At 46.9% G+C, this 19537-nt stretch carries 13 protein-coding genes; all 13 read right to left on the reverse strand.

Going from position 1 to position 19537, the window contains the following annotated elements:
- Window positions 1–91: 91 nt before the first annotated feature.
- The 13 genes from PUW25_RS14860 to PUW25_RS14920 all read right to left on the reverse strand — a co-directional run bounded on the left by PUW25_RS14860 (window position 92) and on the right by PUW25_RS14920 (window position 19483).
- Window positions 92–2647, reverse strand: a complete 2556-nt coding sequence (locus PUW25_RS14860; RefSeq protein WP_047910427.1) for a beta-mannosidase — start codon at window positions 2645–2647, stop codon at window positions 92–94.
- Between the two features lie 106 nt (window positions 2648–2753).
- Entirely contained in the window at window positions 2754–4526 is a 1773-nt protein-coding gene (locus PUW25_RS14865) for a hypothetical protein (protein WP_047910428.1), read from the reverse strand.
- A gap of 28 nt (window positions 4527–4554) precedes the next feature.
- Window positions 4555–5517: a sugar phosphate isomerase/epimerase family protein gene (locus tag PUW25_RS14870; protein ID WP_047910429.1), complete on the reverse strand. Its 963-nt coding sequence runs from the start codon at window positions 5515–5517 to the stop codon at window positions 4555–4557.
- Between the two features lie 88 nt (window positions 5518–5605).
- Complete coding sequence (locus PUW25_RS14875; RefSeq protein WP_047910430.1) at window positions 5606–6478, reverse strand: carbohydrate ABC transporter permease; 873 nt, start codon at window positions 6476–6478, stop codon at window positions 5606–5608.
- 24 nt (window positions 6479–6502) lie between these two features.
- A complete protein-coding gene (locus PUW25_RS14880) occupies window positions 6503–7405 on the reverse strand; it encodes an ABC transporter permease (RefSeq protein WP_047910431.1) in 903 nt (300 codons plus the stop codon).
- Between the two features lie 83 nt (window positions 7406–7488).
- Entirely contained in the window at window positions 7489–9090 is a 1602-nt protein-coding gene (locus PUW25_RS14885; protein WP_047910432.1) for an extracellular solute-binding protein, read from the reverse strand.
- 360 nt (window positions 9091–9450) lie between these two features.
- On the reverse strand, window positions 9451–11703 hold the full coding sequence (locus tag PUW25_RS14890; RefSeq protein WP_047910433.1) for a helix-turn-helix domain-containing protein: 2253 nt from the start codon (window positions 11701–11703) through the stop codon (window positions 9451–9453).
- 336 nt (window positions 11704–12039) lie between these two features.
- Window positions 12040–12846: a 5-deoxy-glucuronate isomerase gene (iolB, locus tag PUW25_RS14895; RefSeq protein WP_047910434.1), complete on the reverse strand. Its 807-nt coding sequence runs from the start codon at window positions 12844–12846 to the stop codon at window positions 12040–12042.
- A gap of 22 nt (window positions 12847–12868) precedes the next feature.
- Window positions 12869–13921 carry an inositol 2-dehydrogenase gene (gene iolG / locus PUW25_RS14900; protein WP_047910435.1) on the reverse strand — a complete coding sequence of 351 codons (1053 nt, stop codon included), beginning with the start codon at window positions 13919–13921 and terminating at the stop codon, window positions 12869–12871.
- Window positions 13922–13976: 55 nt separating this feature from the next.
- The gene (locus tag PUW25_RS14905) at window positions 13977–15077 is read right to left on the reverse strand and encodes a glycoside hydrolase family 88/105 protein (protein WP_047910436.1); all 1101 of its coding nucleotides are present in this window, start codon (window positions 15075–15077) and stop codon (window positions 13977–13979) included.
- Window positions 15078–15107: 30 nt separating this feature from the next.
- The gene (gene iolE, locus PUW25_RS14910) at window positions 15108–16004 is read right to left on the reverse strand and encodes a myo-inosose-2 dehydratase (protein ID WP_047910437.1); all 897 of its coding nucleotides are present in this window, start codon (window positions 16002–16004) and stop codon (window positions 15108–15110) included.
- A 57-nt stretch (window positions 16005–16061) separates the two neighbouring features.
- Complete coding sequence (gene iolD / locus PUW25_RS14915; protein WP_274338393.1) at window positions 16062–17999, reverse strand: 3D-(3,5/4)-trihydroxycyclohexane-1,2-dione acylhydrolase (decyclizing); 1938 nt, start codon at window positions 17997–17999, stop codon at window positions 16062–16064.
- A 20-nt stretch (window positions 18000–18019) separates the two neighbouring features.
- A complete protein-coding gene (locus PUW25_RS14920; protein ID WP_047910439.1) occupies window positions 18020–19483 on the reverse strand; it encodes a CoA-acylating methylmalonate-semialdehyde dehydrogenase in 1464 nt (487 codons plus the stop codon).
- Between the last annotated feature and the right edge of the window lie 54 nt (window positions 19484–19537).

Below are 19537 nucleotides of genomic sequence, written 5' to 3' on the forward strand. Positions count from 1 at the left end.
GCAGTCGTTGGAGGAAGGGCTTGTTTGCTGCATGCAGCATTTTTAAGCTTTCTGTATGGATTTTACTCCAGCTGCCGCTTCTTCAGTAAGTTTAATGAATACGACTCGTCTGCTTCACTTGAGTAGCTGATGCCTCGTTAAGTGCACTGACTCTAAGCTCTGACCAAGGCAAATCTTCTCCGTGACGATGGGTTATCGTTACAACTTTCTGCTCACCAGGAAGCAGATCAAAGTAGTTGTCACTGAATTTGACATTTCCCTTAGGCAATTCCAGCTTGACGAATCGAGCCATATGATCAATTGCCGTAATCGTTACCGTGCTATTCATCTCATCTACCTGAACGTGAAGGTGAGTCTTCTCCAGACTAAGATCCTTCGGGTCTCTTAAGTAAGAGCGATTGGCAGGAACTTGCAGCGAACCGGATGACAGCTCGATCATCACTTCACTTGGACCGAATCCTTGCAGGATTTCTGCTTCATCAAGGACAGCATACATCGTCGACGAGATTGGATCTGCTTGTGCGTCATAGGAAGCCGCATACACGATCTCTCCATCAAAAGTATATACCTTCAGGTCAATCACTCCACTTACGGAGTCCGGCGTATCATTGACAAGCCATAAACGAAGCGGTTCACCTGCTTCATATTCTAAGGATAACAGGAGTGGGTGAAAGAATCGTTTACCGTAGTAGTACGAGGCTTTGGGAAGAAGTTCATAATCAATCATCGCCCAGCTCGTTCCCGGCCAGCTGTCATTCAATTGCCAGACAAGTGCACCGCTATTGCGGTCATTATTTCGTCTGAAATGCTCTATGCCATACTTCAGTCCTTCCGCCTGTGTAAGCATAGAGAAATTCATGTACTCTTCAATATCGGACGGAATGCCTGTATAGCCTTCCATTAACAATATCCCCTTCTGATGATTGGTGTCCTTATTCCGGTAAGCCATTTCCTGGCTTCCCCAATAGAACTCGCCTGGGGGCATATTTTTCTCAAGTGTATAGCGATTAGCTGAGGCATGCATGCCAAATTCACTGCTAAACAGCGCATAATCTTGCTTATAATTCTTGAAGGTAACACCTTGAATACTATAATCCAGCACGGGCTCTTCCCCATACTGTCTTGGATAGACGGATCCGTGCCATACCTGCCAATTATGCCGATCCCCTGTAGCGGGATCATTCGCATCCTGTCCTGACTCAGCGCCATAAGGTGATGAAGGCCAGTACGGACGCGAAGGGTCCAGCACTTCAAGCACTTCAGGAATGAGCTCATGATAAATGCTCTCCCCGTAGAATGGACTCCGGATATCTCCACTGGAGGTCTTCATATCATAGAGCCAGTCAATCTCATTATTTCCACACCACATTGCTAGAGATGGATGATTCCGCAGCCGCAGCACATTATCTACCACTTCACGTCTCACATTATCCATGAAATCCCGGTTAAAATCAGGGAAAAGTGCATTAGCAAAAGCGAAATCCTGCCATACGAGGATGCCCTTGCGGTCACATGCTTCATAAAAAACGTCCTTCTCATAAATGCCGCCTGCCCATACACGCAGCATGTTCATCTGTCCCTCTGCCGCAAGATCAATCAGATCACAGTACTTCTGATCCGGAATCGATCCGATCAGATGATCGGCAGGGATCCAGTTGGCCCCCTTGGCATAGACCTTGACTCCATTTAATATAAATGCAAACGAATTTCTACCTTGCGAGTCCTTCAGTGCAAGCTCAAGTGTTCGAATACCTAACGCTTCTTCGTAAGTATCGAGCAAGTCATCGCCCTCATATAGCTTGACCTCAATCCTGTACAAATAAGGCTCTCCCAAATCATGCGTCCACCAGAGCCTAGGTGAAGGAATATCAAGCTTGAAGCCTACACCCGTTTGTTCGACTGGCTGCTCAGCTGCAGCAGCGATGCTCCCATCACGCTCGATTATATTTATTGTAAGGCGATAATCCGCCTGCTTTAAGAACTTTTTAATAGCAGCACTCACATGAACCTCTGCCTTCACTTCCGATAGAGCTGTGGTCACAGTCCCGATATGCTCAATTTTGGCGTGTCGGTATTGCTTCACATGGACTTTACCCCACACACCGACAGTAACCATACGGGGACCCCAATCCCAGCCAAAGTTCATCGCTGCCTTCCGGATCCACGGACGTTCTTTCGTATAGGAAGACCAATCAAATAACTCCTTGTCCTTATGGTGCAGCGACAACGGATCAAATTTAATGGCTATTGAATTCCAGCCCTTACGGGCAATTCGAGTAATGTCAAAATGATGCGACATCAGCATATTGTCCGTCCTGCCAATCTCATGTCCATTCACATAGATGGTCGCGAACGTATCCAGACCTGCAAAATGAAGCTCTGTCTTCTCCCCGGCCTCGCTGACCTGATCCAAGGTGAACGTTGTACGATACCACCATTCTTTTTGCTCAATCCACCGGCTCTTGATGTCATTATGACCGTAATACGGCGGATCAATAATCCCTCGTTCCACTAAAGCCGTATGAACATCTCCCGGTACACTCGCCCCGATCCAGAATCGATCATCGAAGCCGGGTGCAGCAAGCTCAAGCGGATTCTTCTCGCCTACGTCAAAATGCATCAGCTTCCATATCCCTGATAGTTCCATCCCCAGTATGCCACTCCCTATATTTTCTTTTATTGACTCCTCCTACTAGTTTACATCGGAGCATTCTTTAATGGAAGCGTTATCAGAGAAAATATCCATAGTATATTTAAGGCGCCTTTACCTGTTTATCTGTATTTCTTAACGAAGGAGATATTGTGACGTGTATCGTCTTGTAAAAAGGAGTCATCGCATTGGCCAGTATAACCTTACAGTTCGCGGGCATCGAAGCCTCTCTTACTGAAGGTGCCCTGTGTTCAAGTCCATTGACACCCTTCAGCTCGATCCAGTCTTCACCGCAAGTGTACCTCAGCGTATCCCCGGTCCATATATAATGTCCTTCCTCCGTTATCAACAGATCCCCGGAAGTCAGCTCCCCTTCATTACCAAATACAAACGATATCTGCGTCATAATATCTTCCAAGCCACTTCCTTCCAAATGCATCGTCCAGCCATTCTCATTACGGATTACATCGATCTGCACTCGGAATGTCTGCTCATGTGTCAGCAAACGACTTTGGTGCGGAAGCAGGTACCATGGACTTACAGGAGTCTTTGACGTGGCAGGAAGGAGACCTTCAGCTACAGGACCGTAGTAGCCCTTTTTTTGTTCACCAGACATACGGTATCCGCCCGCCAGCTTCGTGATTTCCTGCATCGGTATGTAGCCCGGATTAAAGAAGGATGCGAGTTGAACGCCTAACAATCGTACAGTCCCATGACGCAGTGAGAAGAAAGAAGGTGTCTCGGTCATCAGCGTAGCACTGGTCCTCTCCTCACGGATGCGAACAACAGGAGCGCCAAAATCCGTATGGAGCCGGCTGTGGAATATACGTCCATAATGACCCGCTTCTTCCATACTTACTAGGTAGTTCCGACGAAGAAAGTCGCCGTTCAGTATTTTTTCGTAACGGTCTGGTATGAATTCGATATGATTGGAAGCTTGCCGAAGTCCCGGCTCCAAGAGCATCCGTACGAGCACATTGACTGAGCAGACTCCTGGGTCTGTTAGTACGCTCCCCGCCATCTCAGCCATTCCAGCGAACTGAGCATTATCATCCAGCTGAGCCATAATGGCGTATGCCAAATAGTAGGGCGACAAATCATGGTAACGCCCGAGATCCTGGCGACCAGAATAATCAGTAACAATCTCTCCTGTTGGATGCACAAGATACATCATCATCCGCAGATTCAACCGGACAGGATCAAGCAGCTGCGAAAAATTCAGCAGCCGGGCAGCATGAATAAGCATGATATCACTGACCGCACTATATATGCCGTTGCTCCTTTCTGTCCATTCTCCATCTGGAGTCATATCCATACCTTCCGCAAGCCATTCCTGTGCGCGATTTACCGCCTCCTTTAATCCGAACAGCTCATGCAAAAAGCCGAGTGCAGCGCATAGCACCCAGCGATGATTTGGGGTGTGGCCTCCCCCCGTCAGCAGAGCCGGAATAGTCCGTTCCAGGAAGAGGAGCATATTCGCCCGCACAGTGGAAAGCGGCTCCCAATCGTGCTGTTTCAGAAGCTGATACAGCTGAGCATAGCCGACAACGACAAAAGCCGTATCCGGAGGAGAATGAAAATTCGTCCATCCGGGCGAGATGGTTCCGTCCTTGTGCTGCCTGCGCAATACAAATTCCGCAGCAAGCTCGAGCCTCGAGAGTAATTCCATATCCCGATAGTAATCTGAATCCGGATTGACCAGTGCAGCACCCCAATAGCTCATGATTGATGGCGTCCCTGTTGTATGGTTAACCCATGCGATCCCCGTTCCAGGGTCCACCGTCCCTCCATAGTAACGACTGCCTGGATCAAGCACCTGTCTGGACAATCCTTCCTCTACTGCTTTGTCATTGAATGCTACCAGTTGTTTGTACAATTAGGACTACCTCCCTATCTGTTCAAATTCACTGCGAATGTGAATGGGAATTTCCTTCGTTCAGCTTAGAAACAAGCAGCTGATGACTCTCATGAATCTGTTCCGGCTGACAGGCAGCCTTCAGTTCATACACCTTGATCTGAGCCTGCTTAATCATCGGCAGATAAGCATCATAGAAGGTTAAGTCTTGGCTATGCACATAGGGACACCAATGATCGGACAGACCGATCGTTTCGTGGATATGGACTCCTACAATATCATCCATCAGTCCCTCCATCTCATTTACGCTATCGTATAATCCGAGCCGATCCATCATGATGGCATGCCCAGTATCATACCAGATACCAACAGGAGCACCTTTTAAAGCGTTGATAATCGCTTTTGCCTCTGCAAGTGTAGGAATTTGCTGCGGCTTAGAGCGGGTTTCAATACCAAACCGCACATCAAGCCCTTTGGACAGTGCACGATTACACACTTCATCCAAGCTTTCTATGATGGACTGGACATAACCCGTGCTAAACTCCTGCCGCCGCTCCATCAGCTCAGCCCATTTCTGGCAATAGGCACGAGATTGATTTCCTTCGCTGTTATAAATGGTGTACAGCTCCTTGCTTATATCCGTTGGAAATGGCACCTCGCCGGGGTGTACTACGACGGCCCGAGCGCCATACCGGTGTGCGTACTCTGCCGAGCCAACAAGCAATTTAATAGCCCGCTCCCGCTTGTCCTTGTCTTCAAAGCCAAGTAATACGGAATCTGTTCCATAATCAGGATCAGGAATATACGGAAACGTATTATGAACACTCGAGATTTCCATCTTACCTTGCTCGACCATCGGTTCTATTGTAGCCAGCATTTCTCGAGTCACATTGTAATTCAGCTCGACCCTGCGAAAGCCAAGCTCAGCTATTTCAGTGAGCATACTGTCCCCGACAGAGTGACGCTTGATATTCCAGCAAGTAGAAAAAGAATATTCTCCTTTGTCCTGCATCCTCCGAAATCTCCCTTCTGAAGCTGTACCTCTGTGCAAATGCAAATGATTAGTTCATAAGCTGTTCATGCCAGTACTCATGGAATGCTTAGCCTTTAACTGCTCCAAGCATAACCCCGCTGACAAAATATTTTTGCAGCCATGGATATACGCATAGAATAGGTACCGTAGCAAAAACGACGGTAGCCGCCTTCAAGCTCTCCGGTGTAAGCGGTGTACGGTTCGCCCCCTCCATCTGAGTCAGCTCACTTACCATGTTGTTCTGTACCATCTGATACAGCTTTAACTGAAGCGGGTACAAATCGGGGTTGGTAATATACATCAATGAATCCTGAAATCCATTCCATCGTCCAACGGCGTAAAAGAGAGCCAGCGTGGCCATTACCGGCATAGACAGCGGCAATATAATTTTCAGCAGGGTGTGAAGATGGGAGCTGCCATCAATCTCGGCTGACTCTTCTAAACTGGACGGGATATTGTTGAAGAATGAAATGAGGATAATCAAGTTAAACGGACTCACCAGCCCCGGTAAAATAAGTGACCATACTGAATTGATCATCCCCAGATCTCGAATCAGCAAATATTCTGGAATGATCCCGCCGCTAAAGAACATTGTAATAATGATGACGTACATGAACAGCTTGCGCCCTTTTAAATTTTTTTTGGTCAGCGGATAAGCGGCAGCGATCGTAAACAGCATGCACAGCACCGTTGTAGCCAGGGTCAAAATCACTGTGAATCCAAGCGATCGAATCATGGATTGGTCAGAGAACACTTGTTTATATGCGTCCCAGTTCAGCTCAATCGGAAAAAGCGTCACTTCACCGGAAGTAATTGCTCGGTTAGAGCTCAATGAAACGGCAATCGTATGCAGGAATGGAGCCAAGCAGAATAACACAAACAGAGCGACAAACGTAATATTAACGATGTCAAAAATCCGGTTTGAAGCACGTTCACTCATTTCTTCATCCCCTTTCTCACCTTGTTACAGGATTCCGTCACCCGTTACTTTCTTCGATATATAGTTAGAGCCGAGAATGAATACGAGTCCGACTACAGCCTGGAACAAGCCGACTACGGTGGCCAGAGTATACTGTCCGGATTCTAGACCGATCCGATAAACAAAGGTGCTAAGGACGTCAGAATATTCACGTACCGCCGTATTTCCGATAATATACGGACGGTCAAAGCCGATGCTGACCATTTTTCCTAGGTTAAGAATCAGCAAAGTAACGATGGTCGGCTTAATACTAGGCAGCGTAATATGCCATATCTTTCTCAAACGAGTAGCCCCATCCACCTCTGCCGCTTCAAACAATTCCTTATTGACTCCTGTCAGGGCAGCTAGATATAGAATCGTTCCCCAACCTGCACTCTGCCAAACTCCTGTAAATAAGTAAGTTACAAGCCAAGAGTTTTTCTCGGTTAGAAACGGGATAGGATCGAGTCCCATACTAATGAGCACTCCATTGACCATTCCTGATTGATTGCCGAATAGCTGATAGACGATCCCGCCGATGATAACCCATGAAATAAAGTGAGGGATGTAAAGAATGGTTTGAGATATTTTCTTGAACCACGCCGATCGAATTTCATATAGCATAATAGCCAGAATAATTGGGGCCGGAAACGAGACAAGCAGATCAAGGAAATTCAGCATAAACGTGTTTTTAAGTGTTGTGTAGAAATCCCGCATGGCAAAGACTTCACGAAAAGCATCGAAGCCGATCCATTCACTGCCGCTGATGCCTTGGAACAAGTTAAAATCCTTAAATGCGATCTGTACCCCATACATCGGGCCGTAGCGGAAAATGAGAAAATATAGGATGGGCAGTAATAGAAGCGCGTACAGCTGCCAATAACGTTTTAAGTATGCCGCTTTGGTCAAATCAGTCTCCTCCTATTGAGAAAAAAACCGGGACGATCAGCTGGACAACACCACTCGCCCCAGTTTCCCTTAACATTTTGTTGTTACTCAGCTGGAAGTTCTTGAAGAGCCTGCTCCAATTCTTTCTTCAGCTCTGCTCCGCCAATAGACATATAATCATTCATTTCCTGTTCAAATACCTTCTCGAATTCCTCGGGTTTTGCCATGGCAGTCTTAACGATAATAACGTTAAGCTTGTCTTTTAATGCCGTACCATACTTGGACTCAGCTTCTATAGGCTTATCAAAGATAATCGGACCCACCGTATCTGTATTGGCGATGTCAATGGACTGTCTTAACAGCTCTTGATTATGTTCAGGGAAGCCCATAATCCATGCTTTTTCATTCGTAGCCTGATCTCCGATGTTCTTACCATTTGAAATAATGGCCATATCACCTGCGTTAAAAAGTCGATCCGCAAACTCTTGAGAAACATCGGACTTCACCACTGGAATACCGTCTACCAAATCGTAGTTTTCACCTTCAACCCCGCTGTATATATCGATCAGATTGTTCTCTGAAGCCATCCAGTCCAGGTATTTGATCGCTTCTACAGCACGTTTGCTGCTCTTCGGAATCATGATATACATACCATTCGTTCCATAACGGGATTTGATGTACTTGTTGTCTGCGTTAGCATTTGTATACACATCTACAGGAAGGACCTCGCTGCCTTCTACATTTTTATACAGGTTATCTAGTGTGCCGTCTTTGTAGAATAGAACATCGACATCCTCCGACCAATATCCAACATTTCCGTTTTGAATATCCTTCACCAGCTGTGACTTATCCTCATCCAAGCTGAAATCCTTGCTGATTAATCCCTCATTATACAGCTTGTTCATAAACTGCATCGCGTCCTTAAACCCTTCATGAAGCGGCAGCTCATACCGCTGACCATAGGTCAAGTCACCACTTACCGGTTTGATAAAGGAGTAGATCAAGGTTTCAAACTGAGCAGGAGCAAGCGCCATGCCCATCGGTATATTTTGGCTTCCCAGATTGCCGGGATTCTGTTCTTTAAACGCTTTCAAGGTTGTATACAGCTCATCAGTTGTTGTTGGTACAGGAAGCCCTAACTTATCCAGCCAATCTTGACGAATGTAAGAGCTGTAGCGGCCGGTAATCGCACGCTTCCCTGGAATCGCAAACTGCTGTCCTTCAAGCTGGCCGAATTTAAGAGTATCCTCACCTAGAAATTTTTTCAGATTCGGTCCATATTGATCAATCAGCTCACCGACATCCGTCAGTCCGCCTTGCTGTGCATAGCGATAAAATACGCTTGAATCGTATACAAACACAATATCAGGCACATCGGTGTTGCTTGCCATAAGAACGTTTAGCTTGGTCACTTCCTCTGAGCGCTGAATGGGAACATATTCGACATCAATATTATTCGGGTCTCCAAATCGCTCTTGCACAAGATTGCTTAGATAGTTATTCGTGATCGTATACGGTGCCGGGCTGTTCCCTCTGTCAAACACTTCTACTTTTAAAGTAACTCGCTCCCCTTCACCAACACGATCGCCTGATGATCCTTCATTAGAGCTTGCTGAGCATCCAGCTAGCATGGACACGATAAGAGCAGCTGTCATGCTAAGTCCAATTGCCTTTTTCAAGGCTCGTCGGTGTGCCGTTACTTTCATTTTTCCATCTCCTTCAAGGTTTGATGTGCTCAAAGTATTTCATAGAGGCTGCCAATTTGACAATAAACTAGTTTCGGCTCACCATCTTTAAGAGGAATTGGACTTTCGGTTTATGGCTTCAACTGTTTTCGCAGGGCTAACCATATTCGCAAAGTGTCATTTACAGCCATTCTGTACTACCCAATAGTCCAGGAATAAACCATTTTCTCAAACTGCTTATATTCGCAAAGTGATTCATATTAATAAAATTGCTTAATAAAAAAGCATCCAAGCTTCGCCTTCTCTATGAGCAGAGGCTTGCATGGATGCATATTACTGAGAGTCTAATCATTGAGTATAGATTTGTGACCAGCGGCATTTTTATGTCTCAGTGACAGACGGTAGACGTTTTAATCTTCGGAAATCCCCTGGTGTTATTCCCTCCAGCCGTTTAAACACTCTTCCAAAAGATATTGCATTCGCATAACCAACCTGAAGAGCTATTTCTTGCAGCGAACAGTCTGTAGTAAGGAGCAGCTTCTGTGCTTCCTTCATTCGAAGCTCGGTAACAAAATCCACAAACTTCATGTTGAATTCCGTTTTAAATAAGTAGCTTGCGTATTTACCAGATATTTGAAACCGGTCGCTCAGATGCTTTAAGGAAAGATCGGGATTCGTGAAGTGCTCTTCTATGTAATCCTTCATCTCATTAACCATTGCTCGATAGCTCTTGGTTTCACTGACTGAAACATAGGTGCGAAACAGGTCAGTTAAATATTCACTGAGAATAGACTTGATCCCATCTAGCGTTTCTGCCTCATCCAGCAGCTTCATGGTGTTCTCAATACTCTCTCCCGACAGCTCCTCCTCCAGCTGTTCTGACATAACGGCGACTTCCCTGCTGAGCATTTGCAGCATAGCCTGAATTAGGGATCGAATATGCTCATCAGGTAAGTAATGCTTCTCAAATGTTTCGAAAATACGCTCTAATTGATCCCGCCAGTTGCTGCTGGACATACGAAACTGCTTAACAAATTCAGCGATCATTTGTAGATAGGTATATGTCTCTAACAATTGTTGGGTTGATTCACCAGTCCCGGAGAGTGTAATATCACCGTTTCTCAGTAATTTGTGCTGCATTGCTGATTCGGCAGCTATATAGGAATCACGGATTTTGGACATTCCATTCGCCGCTTGCCCAATGCCAAAGCTGAGTGAGATTCGCAAATTTTGCTCTACCCAGCTACGGCATTCTTCAGCAACTTGTCTGATGGTTTCCTGCACATCTTCATTCACTTCCGTCGCATGAAAAATCGCAGCTGAACGGTCATGGCCGATCCATTCTACCCAGCATTGCAAATTTGCGCCTCTTGCTTGTTCCTGAAACACATTAATCAGCGCAAACTTAAGTGCGTTCTGCTCGACTCTCGAGTACCGCTCCTCGAAGACTTTCTCATAGCGATTAATTTCACTCACGACGACAGCAAAACGAGATGAAGATTGAATATCCGTAAATGGAGACAGCTCACTAAGCCTTACAGCCATGTTGTGGACTAAATGTTCACCGTACAGCAGGTCAGAGAACAGCTTGCTGCGCTGAAGCAATAAATTTTCTCTGCTTTTCTTATCATAGTCGGACATATGGTGGATTAAATTTTCAAGAACACCATCAATAAGCTTCATTTCATCATTCTTTGAATCAGACAAGTCCATTGTACGGATTTGAAGAGCCTCTATTCGTTTCATTATGACCTGGATCGGCTTGTAATTACGTCGGGTAATGTACACGAGATATATAATGGCAACCAGCACCGTCCCAAGGGCAATAGCAACCCACAGATAAGATATAACCGATACCCAGCCGAATAAATTTCCAGCTTTAATCCCGCTTTCGATCGTCCACCCAAGCCTATCCAAGGGAAGAGAATTAAGTACTTTACCGCTCTCTGTTTCTTCTCCGCCAGAATGTGCGCGGTAAATGACTCGACCTTCCCGATCCAATATATGAAGAAAAGACAGCTGACCATTAACCATACTGTCAACGATCTGCTCAATGCCACTCATTTTCACATTAACGACGAGCACTCCGTCCGAACCAAATGGTAAAGGCAGGCCCTTGTTAATGCTGAGCACACGTATCGGCGTGCGCTGAATAAGTCCCGCATCGTAATCCCGGACGCTTTGCCAGCCAGAAGGCATCTCACCTGTTGTTATATTTCTAATCCAGGCTTCATCAGAGAAGCCGTTCACTTCTTCCATTCCACCTGACGTTAAAACGCTTTCATTATTCTTGTCATACAAATACACCGACTGAACAAGAGGAGAACTGGAAGTAAGCTCGCGTAGACTCTTGGCAATCGCATAGATTTCATCCGTATTGGCCTCATTTTTGTTAAAATACTGCTTGTAAGCTCCCGTGCTTTCAACTGACTCCAGCACAGACAATTCGATTTCCTTCAATGTCCGGTCAATGCTGTCTACCAGATAGCTGGAAGCGATGTGATCTGCCTTCCTTGTCTCCATTCTCGAAATATCGTTAACAAAAACAAAGGAGACAAATATAAGAATCGTTACCGTCAGTAAAAATATCGGAAAATAAGAGAGCAGCAATCGATGATACCAGGTACGGGACAATAGACAACAACTCCTCTAACCTCGTGTGCTGAATACACCTCTTTATAACGCTTCCACTCCGTGCAGCTGGTCGATTATTATGACATAGTATGCTGAATGTTAATACCCGTTTCTAGTTTTTGTAATTATAGCATATTGCTGTCCCATTGAGCCATACAAGTATATCAATAAGCTAAATCACTATATTACGTCAAAATCACGTCAAAACTTTGGCTATTTTACCGATAACAAAATGTATAGTACATATGCGAAGAGACTTCATCTATCGCTGATTTAGCGAAGCTGAAGCCCCTCTCTAGCTTGTTAATCTTCTTTAAGAGATATAGAAGAATAATTTTATTTTTGCTCAAAGAGCCATTCATGCTCCGGATCGTTTCGAAATACCCAGGTCCGTACCGGCCCTGCCATTACATTTAGATAGTATGAAGCATAGCCGGGCGGAGCCGCTACCGGATGATATCCTTCTGGGACAAGCACGACCGACCGGTCAGTAACTGCCATGGTTTCGTCAAGACTGCGATCATCATTGTATACTCGCTGAACTACGAAACCATGCGGCGGATTTATTCTGTGATAGTAGGTCTCCTCCAGATAAGACTCGTCTGGAAGCTGATCCACATCATGCTTGTGAGGCGGATAACTGGACCAATTACCCCCGCCTGTATGCACCTCAACAACAAGCAGACTCTCCGCTTCCTTATGCTCAGGCAGAATGTTGATCACCTGACGTGACATGCTTCCTGAACCGCGCTCTTCTATTTCCATTTCAGAAGGAGTGATGAGTTTCGCTGAATATTTGCCTGTAGCCGGAGCTAAGCAAACTGCCAGTTCCACCTCAGTTAGTGCTTTTACACTGTAGCTCTCCTCTGCAGGAACATATACAGCATATGGTGGAATATCCTCAAACACCGTCATCCGGCTGCCTATTCCCGTAAACTTCTGTTCTCCTGCCTCCACGTCAGCCTTTCCCGAAAGAATAACGAGGCAGGCCTCATTTCCATCCGTAAATCGGGGCAGCGTGTCTCCAACCTGCAGCTGATAAACCTCAAAACCTACATATTTCCAACCAGCCATTTCCGGAGTAACGGCCACAATGCACCCGTCCTTATCTGGTTCACCGGCCTTTATGATTAATCGTGACATAGACTCCCCTCCCCCATCGTGATCATAAATTCACTGAGCTGCCGCTATCAAAAGAGTGAGCGATAAGTGCCGCCAGCTTAACTGGCAATCCAGTCCTCAGCGATTCCTTCGCCGCTTCCGCAATCCTCTCTGCATGTAAACCGTCAAACCCTGTGCAAACAACAGGTTTATTGCATGCAATGGCTTCTGCAAAGGCTGCTACCTCATCCATATAGGCCTGGTTATAGCGCTCTAAGAAAAAGTGGAACGGCTTATCACGCAGAACGGCTGAAGCAGTAAATAATTCTACCGTTGTGGGACGACAGTTATCCGCAGAAGCCGCACCGTGGTCACCAAATATCTCCACTCGCTGATCGTATCCGTAAACTGCCTGACGGCTGTTATCGATTACACCGATAGCTCCACTGGCGAAGGTAAGAGTTATAATTGCTGTATCTATGTCCCCATGCCGAGCGAACATTGGATCAATCAAGCTTGCACCTTGCACGTAGACCTCTGTAACTTCCTCATTCATTAAATAACGCGCCATATCAAAATCGTGAATGCTCATATCCATAAACATTCCGCCAGACGTTCGAACATACTCTTCGCTGGGAGGCATGGGGTCCCGTGAAGTTATTTTCAGGATATGCGGCTTTCCTACCTTGCCTTCCTCCACAAGCTGCTTCAATTTACGGAAGCTGGGGTCCATCCGCCGGTTAAATCCGATCTGAAGCTTTACTCCTGATTCCTCAACAATATGAAGAACCTCGGCTGTATCTTTCTTTGACATACTGATCGGCTTTTCGCAAAAAATATGCTTGCCTGCTCTGGCTGCTTTTTTGATCCATTCGATATGAGTTAAAGTAGGTGTACAAATAAAAACCGCTTCAATATCCGGGTCATTAACCACTAGTTCACCATTGCTTGTTACCTGTGTAATTCCGCGAATTCGAGCCCATTCCATCAGTTCTTCGGTCACAGACATCTCTGCGATCATCTTCAAAGAAAATGCAGGCAAGTTAAGCAAATTATCTGCATGCAGCCTGCCGATTCGCCCAGCGCCGATAATACCGACTCCGATTGACTTTCCCATTAAGTCTTAGCCTCCTGTACAGAGATAATATGGAGCAGAATCACATCTGAACGCATCAGTAGAAATACAGCGCCTCTCCAAGGAGAACAATCGCGAGCGCCTGACCGTAAGCCATTGGAGCGATAATAATGTTCTTATAATCCTCTTTGACAGCTCCGATTGGTGTTCCGCCTGAGACCCCTTGGACAACACCTTTTTCATCCACTCTCTCGATTACAGCACGAACCGTTTTGAGAGCTGCCTGCTTATAGGAGACAGGAAGCAATCCTTTCCGCACACCAAGCAGAATACCTGCAGCGATTGCAGCAGATCCGGATGTTTCTGTATAGCTGTCTGGATCATCCAGCAGCGTATGCCACAGCCCAGTTTCATCTTGAAGTGACAGTAGTGCATCGACTTGAGCCTGAAACGTATGCTGCAGATATAGAAATACCCCTTCGTCAAGATGAGGTCGCATCAGATCCAGATACTCAGGCAGCCCAAGCGTAAACCAGCTGTTCCCCCTGCACCAGAAGGCTTCGCTGAAATTGTGCCGCTCACCAAAATGCCAGCCATGGTAAAATAATCCTGTATGTTTATCAAATAAGTATTTGATGTGCACAAGCAGCTGATGGATTGAAGTATACCGCCATTTCTCGTTATCGTGTCTTACTCCCATCTTGGCTGTAAATAAGATCGCCATAAACAAGGTGTCAATCCAAATTTCATTTTCATGGAGACTCACCTCGCTTGGAGCAGCACCTGTTGTAACATGCTGATAACCATCTTCTTCTGTACGAGGAAGTTCATTCATCAGCCAATTCATCCATTCCAGGCTTAAATTCCGGGCTTCTTGCAGATCCATTAGTGAGAGAAGCGGAGCCGTGGTATTAATGTTGCGGCTGGGCAAGCCTTTGTTCAGCTGCTTTTGCAGCCAAGGCACTGCGTAGGAGGCGTACCTGTCGTCACTAAAGTAATGGCCAATTTTGCTTAATCCGTACAGTCCAACACCTTGAGGCCAATCCCACTCCTCCATACCGAAATCACGGGCATAATACCCTCGCCGCTCTGCAGCTTCCCCCATCTCCCGAAGCTCCTGTTCATTCCCTGGCCGCTCCAGACTCATGAGTTTATGAGTAATTACATCCAGCTTGCTGATCAGTACGTGTTTATCCATGTCATGCTCTCCTTGTGCCTCTGCAATGAATTACAACCCGCAGCGCTCCTTAATGTAACGTCTTGCTTTGATCGCATATTCAAGCGGATTGGCAATAGCAGGATCCTGTTCCGCCTCAACGACAAACCAGCCTGAATATTCTGAAGCAGCAAGCGTCGAAAAGATAGGATCAAAGTCAATACAGCCGTCACCAGGAGTTGTAAACGCACCGGCCTTTACCGCCTGCAGGAAGCTAAGTCCCTGCTTTTTAACCTGCTCTACCTGTTCCTTACGAATATCTTTCAAATGTACATGCTTAACACGGGAAAGATGAGCATTCAATACTACCAAAGGATCTTCTCCTGAAAAAGCAAGATGACCCGAATCGAATAGCAGCGATACTTCGTTTGGATCTGTCAGCTCCATTAATCGACCAATCTCTTCGGCTGTCTGAACACCGGTACCCATATGATGATGGTAGACGACTTTCATTCCAATATCTCCCGCCAGCCTGCCGAGCTTGCCAAGTCCTTCTGCCAGCAAGGCCCACTCAGCATCGGTAAACACGGGCTTATGGGCAAAGAGTGGTGTCGTCATCTCACCCTGAATGCTCCGGCCCTGCTCGGAGACGACAATGACCTTCGCACCCATGGCATGTAGAAAGTCACGATGTGCTATGAACTTCTCGGCTGTTTCCTCATAAGGTCTGTTGGTAAGATAAGCACTGAACCAGGCGCTGGCGATCTCCAGACTCCGCAGTTCTAGAGCCTGCCGCAATTCAGCTGGATCGCGCGGATATTTGTTGCCGACTTCACTGCCTTGGTAACCGGCGAGTGCCATCTCACTAATGCATTGCTCGAAGGTATTGGTTCCCCCTAGCTCAGGCATATCATCATTTGTCCAAGCGATGGGAGCAATCGCCAGTTTAACCGCATGTTCTTTGAACATTTCTTATTCGTTCCTTTCCAGGTAAGGTGAGCAAGACTTCTTTACTTTGCCTGTTCATTAATAAAGCCTGGCCCGTTCCAGTCCCTGAAGTTTCCGTTTATGAGCTGCTCGAACCGTGTCGCTGTCCGTTTCCTCTGCAACTCCGACATGCCACCACGATCCATACCCATGTGTCATTGTCTTTGGCAGCACCTTAACGTCAATCAGGGTTGAAACGTTCTGCAGGCGAGCATCTCTAATCGCTGCCTTAAGCTCTTCAATGCTAGTAACCCGGTAAGTTACTGCTCCATATCCGGCTGCGCTTGCTGCATAGTCAATCGCCATCAACTTATCGTTTAGCGTTCCGTCACTTCCCCGGTAACGGAATTCTGTCCCAATGCTGCTCATTCCATGTTCCATTTGCAGATTGTTTATACATCCAAACCCGCCGTTGTCGAGCAGAATTATATTTATTTTTTTCTGTTCCTGAAGGCTCGTCACAAGTTCTGAGTGAAGCATTTGATAACTGCCGTCTCCGACAAGGGCGTAAACTTCACGATCCGGTTCAGCAAGCTTTACACCCAAAGCCCCAGCGATTTCGTAGCCCATACAGGAGAAACCATACTCCATATGGTAGGTGTCAGTGACGGTGTTTTCCCACATGCGCTGCATGTCTCCTGGCAGGCTCCCTGCCGCACCAACTACAATCGCATCATTTGGAATCATATCATTAACTACAGCGAGCACACGGGTTTGGGTGAGCGTTGATCCCAAAGCTCCAGCATATTCGGCAAGCTTCTCATCCAAATGGCCCGCAATTTCAGGCATGAAGCCTTCGGCGGAATATTCCACTTCAGCTAAACGCATCCGCTCACGTCTCCACTCGGACTTAACTGCAGAAATCTCATCTTGATAGTCTGGACTGGTCTGGTAACTTCGCTCTGCTAGAGGAGATGTCAGCGCATCTAGCCCTTCAGCAGCATCACATACAACAGCTGTTGCATCCAGCTTTGAAGCGTGAAACGAAGAAGCATTTAACGTAATAAATTCGACCTCCGGGTTACGAAACAGACTTTTGGAGCCCGTAGTGAAATCCGTAAAGCGAGTTCCTATTCCAATAATCAAATCCGCTTCAGATGCAAGCTTGTTTGCAGCTGCATTGCCTGTAACACCAATGCCGCCAAGATTGTATGCATGGCTGCTCTCCACCGCGCTTTTACCTGCCTGCGTCTCTGCAAAAGGTACTCCAAACTTTTCAGCAAATGTCTTAAGGGCTATTCCGGCTCCGGAATAGCGAACACCACCACCGCAAATGATGACCGGCTTGCACTTCTGTATAATCAAATCTGCTGCCTCTGTAATATCACGAGGATGTGGAAGGCGGCGTTCGATCCGGTGAATCCGCTTCTGAAAGAAGGACTCGGGATATTCCCATGCCTCCCCCTGAACATCCTGAGGAAGCGATATAGCTACAGCCCCTGTGTCCGCAGGATCGGTAAGCACACGCATCGCGTTAAGCATCGCTGCCATAAGCTGTTCTGGCCGGGATACACGGTCCCAGTATTTACACACTGACTTGAAAGCGTCATTCACAGTAATTGCCGCACTATATGTGTGCTCCATCTGCTGCAGCACAGGATCTGGCTGCCGTGATGCAAAGGTATCACTTGGCAGCAACAATACGGGAATCTGATTAGCAGTGGCTGTTGCCGCTGCCGTCAGCATGTTGGCGGAGCCGGGACCAATGGAGGCAGTACAAGCCATAATTTGTCTTCGATTGTTTTGCTTAGCAAACGCCATAGCAGCATGTGCCATTCCCTGCTCATTTCGACCTTGATAGGCAGTAAGCTCACCCGAATCACTTTCGAGAGCCTGGCCCAAGCCAAGCACATTACCGTGGCCGAACACCGTAAAGATGCCTTGAACGAAGCGCTGAGTCCCACTCTTCGTTTCAATGAACTGTTGATTCAAAAATTTGATCAGTGCCTGAGCCGTCGTCATTCTGATTTTAGTCAAATTACTCCCGCCCTTCGTAGTTATTGCTGCCACCTGGCAGTGACCATTTTTTTACGAGTATAAAACTCAACGCCGTCACTGCCATTCGCATGCAAATCCCCGTAAAACGAGTCTTTCCAGCCTGAAAAAGGAAAGAACGCCATAGGTGCCGGAACTCCTACATTAACTCCAAGCATCCCGGAATCGATATTTTCACGGAAATAGCGAACTTTTCCGCCGTCATTCGTAAAAATGCAGGCCCCGTTAGCAAAACGTGAGTTGTTTGCAATCTCAACCGCTTCCTCGATACCTTTAACACGCATAATGGACAATACAGGAGCAAACACTTCGTCCTGCCAAATCTTCATTTGCTGGGTAACATCATCGAAGAGGGTTGGACCTATGAAGTACCCTTCACCTTGAACAGCGCTGTCCGTCCGTCCGTCACGCAGCAGCGTGGCCCCTTCGGTAATTCCTTGTTCAATATAAGCAATGGTTCTGTCCTTATGGCTCTGACGAATCACTGGACCGATAAACGTATCGTCATTCAAGCCATTACCGATAACCATGTCATCGCATTCACGTATCAACAATTGGATCAAATCGTCCGCAACTTCTTCCTGAACGGCTACAACAGAACAAGCCATGCAGCGTTCTCCAGCAGAACCAAAAGCAGCAGTAATGATCTGCGAGGCCGTACTGACCAGGTCAGCATCATTTAACACAATAGAGTGGTTCTTAGCTCCTGCCAACGCCTGAACGCGTTTCAAGTGAGCTGTCCCCTTCTTGTAAACATACTCAGCCACCGGCTGAGACCCGACAAAGGAGATGGCTTTAACGTCCGGATGCTCCAGCAGACCGTTCACCACAGCATGTGCGCCGTGCACTATATTAAATACTCCTGCGGGGAGCCCTGCTTGCTCAAGCAGCTCGGCAAGACGCGCTGCCAGGAGCGGTGTGCGCTCGGACGGCTTCAATACAAATGTATTTCCGCAGGCAATGGCGAGCGGAAACATCCAGCAAGGCACCATCATGGGAAAATTAAAAGGAGTAATGCCGCCCACAACGCCTACTGGGTAACGATACATCCCTGATTCAATGCCGCCGGCAATATCCGGCAGCTGCCTTCCCATCATTAAGGTTGGAGCTCCCGCGGCGAATTCAACACATTCAATACCGCACTGCACTTCCCCATAAGCCTCCTTATAACTTTTTCCGTTCTCCATAGTGATCAGCTTTGCCAGCTCCTCCCAGTGCTCTACCAGCAGCTGCTGGTATTTAAACAGGATGCGGGCTCTTCTTGGCACCGGTGTCTTGGACCAGGGACCGAAGGCTGCTCTTGCCTCTTCAACTGCACGGCCCACCTCTTCCGCAGTGGATAACGGAACCTCTGCGAGCGTTTCTCCAGTGGCAGGGTTAACTACCTTCTCCGTTCCTAATGCTGAGGCTTGAGTCCACCTCCCCCCGATATAGTTATCCAATACTTTGACTGCCTGCTTCTCCATGCGACTCTCCTCCGCTTCCTAATTTCTTGCATTTTGCCTCATCTGTCTGGATTA

Source organism: Paenibacillus urinalis, assembly GCF_028747985.1.
GTDB classification, from domain to species: domain Bacteria; phylum Bacillota; class Bacilli; order Paenibacillales; family Paenibacillaceae; genus Paenibacillus; species Paenibacillus urinalis.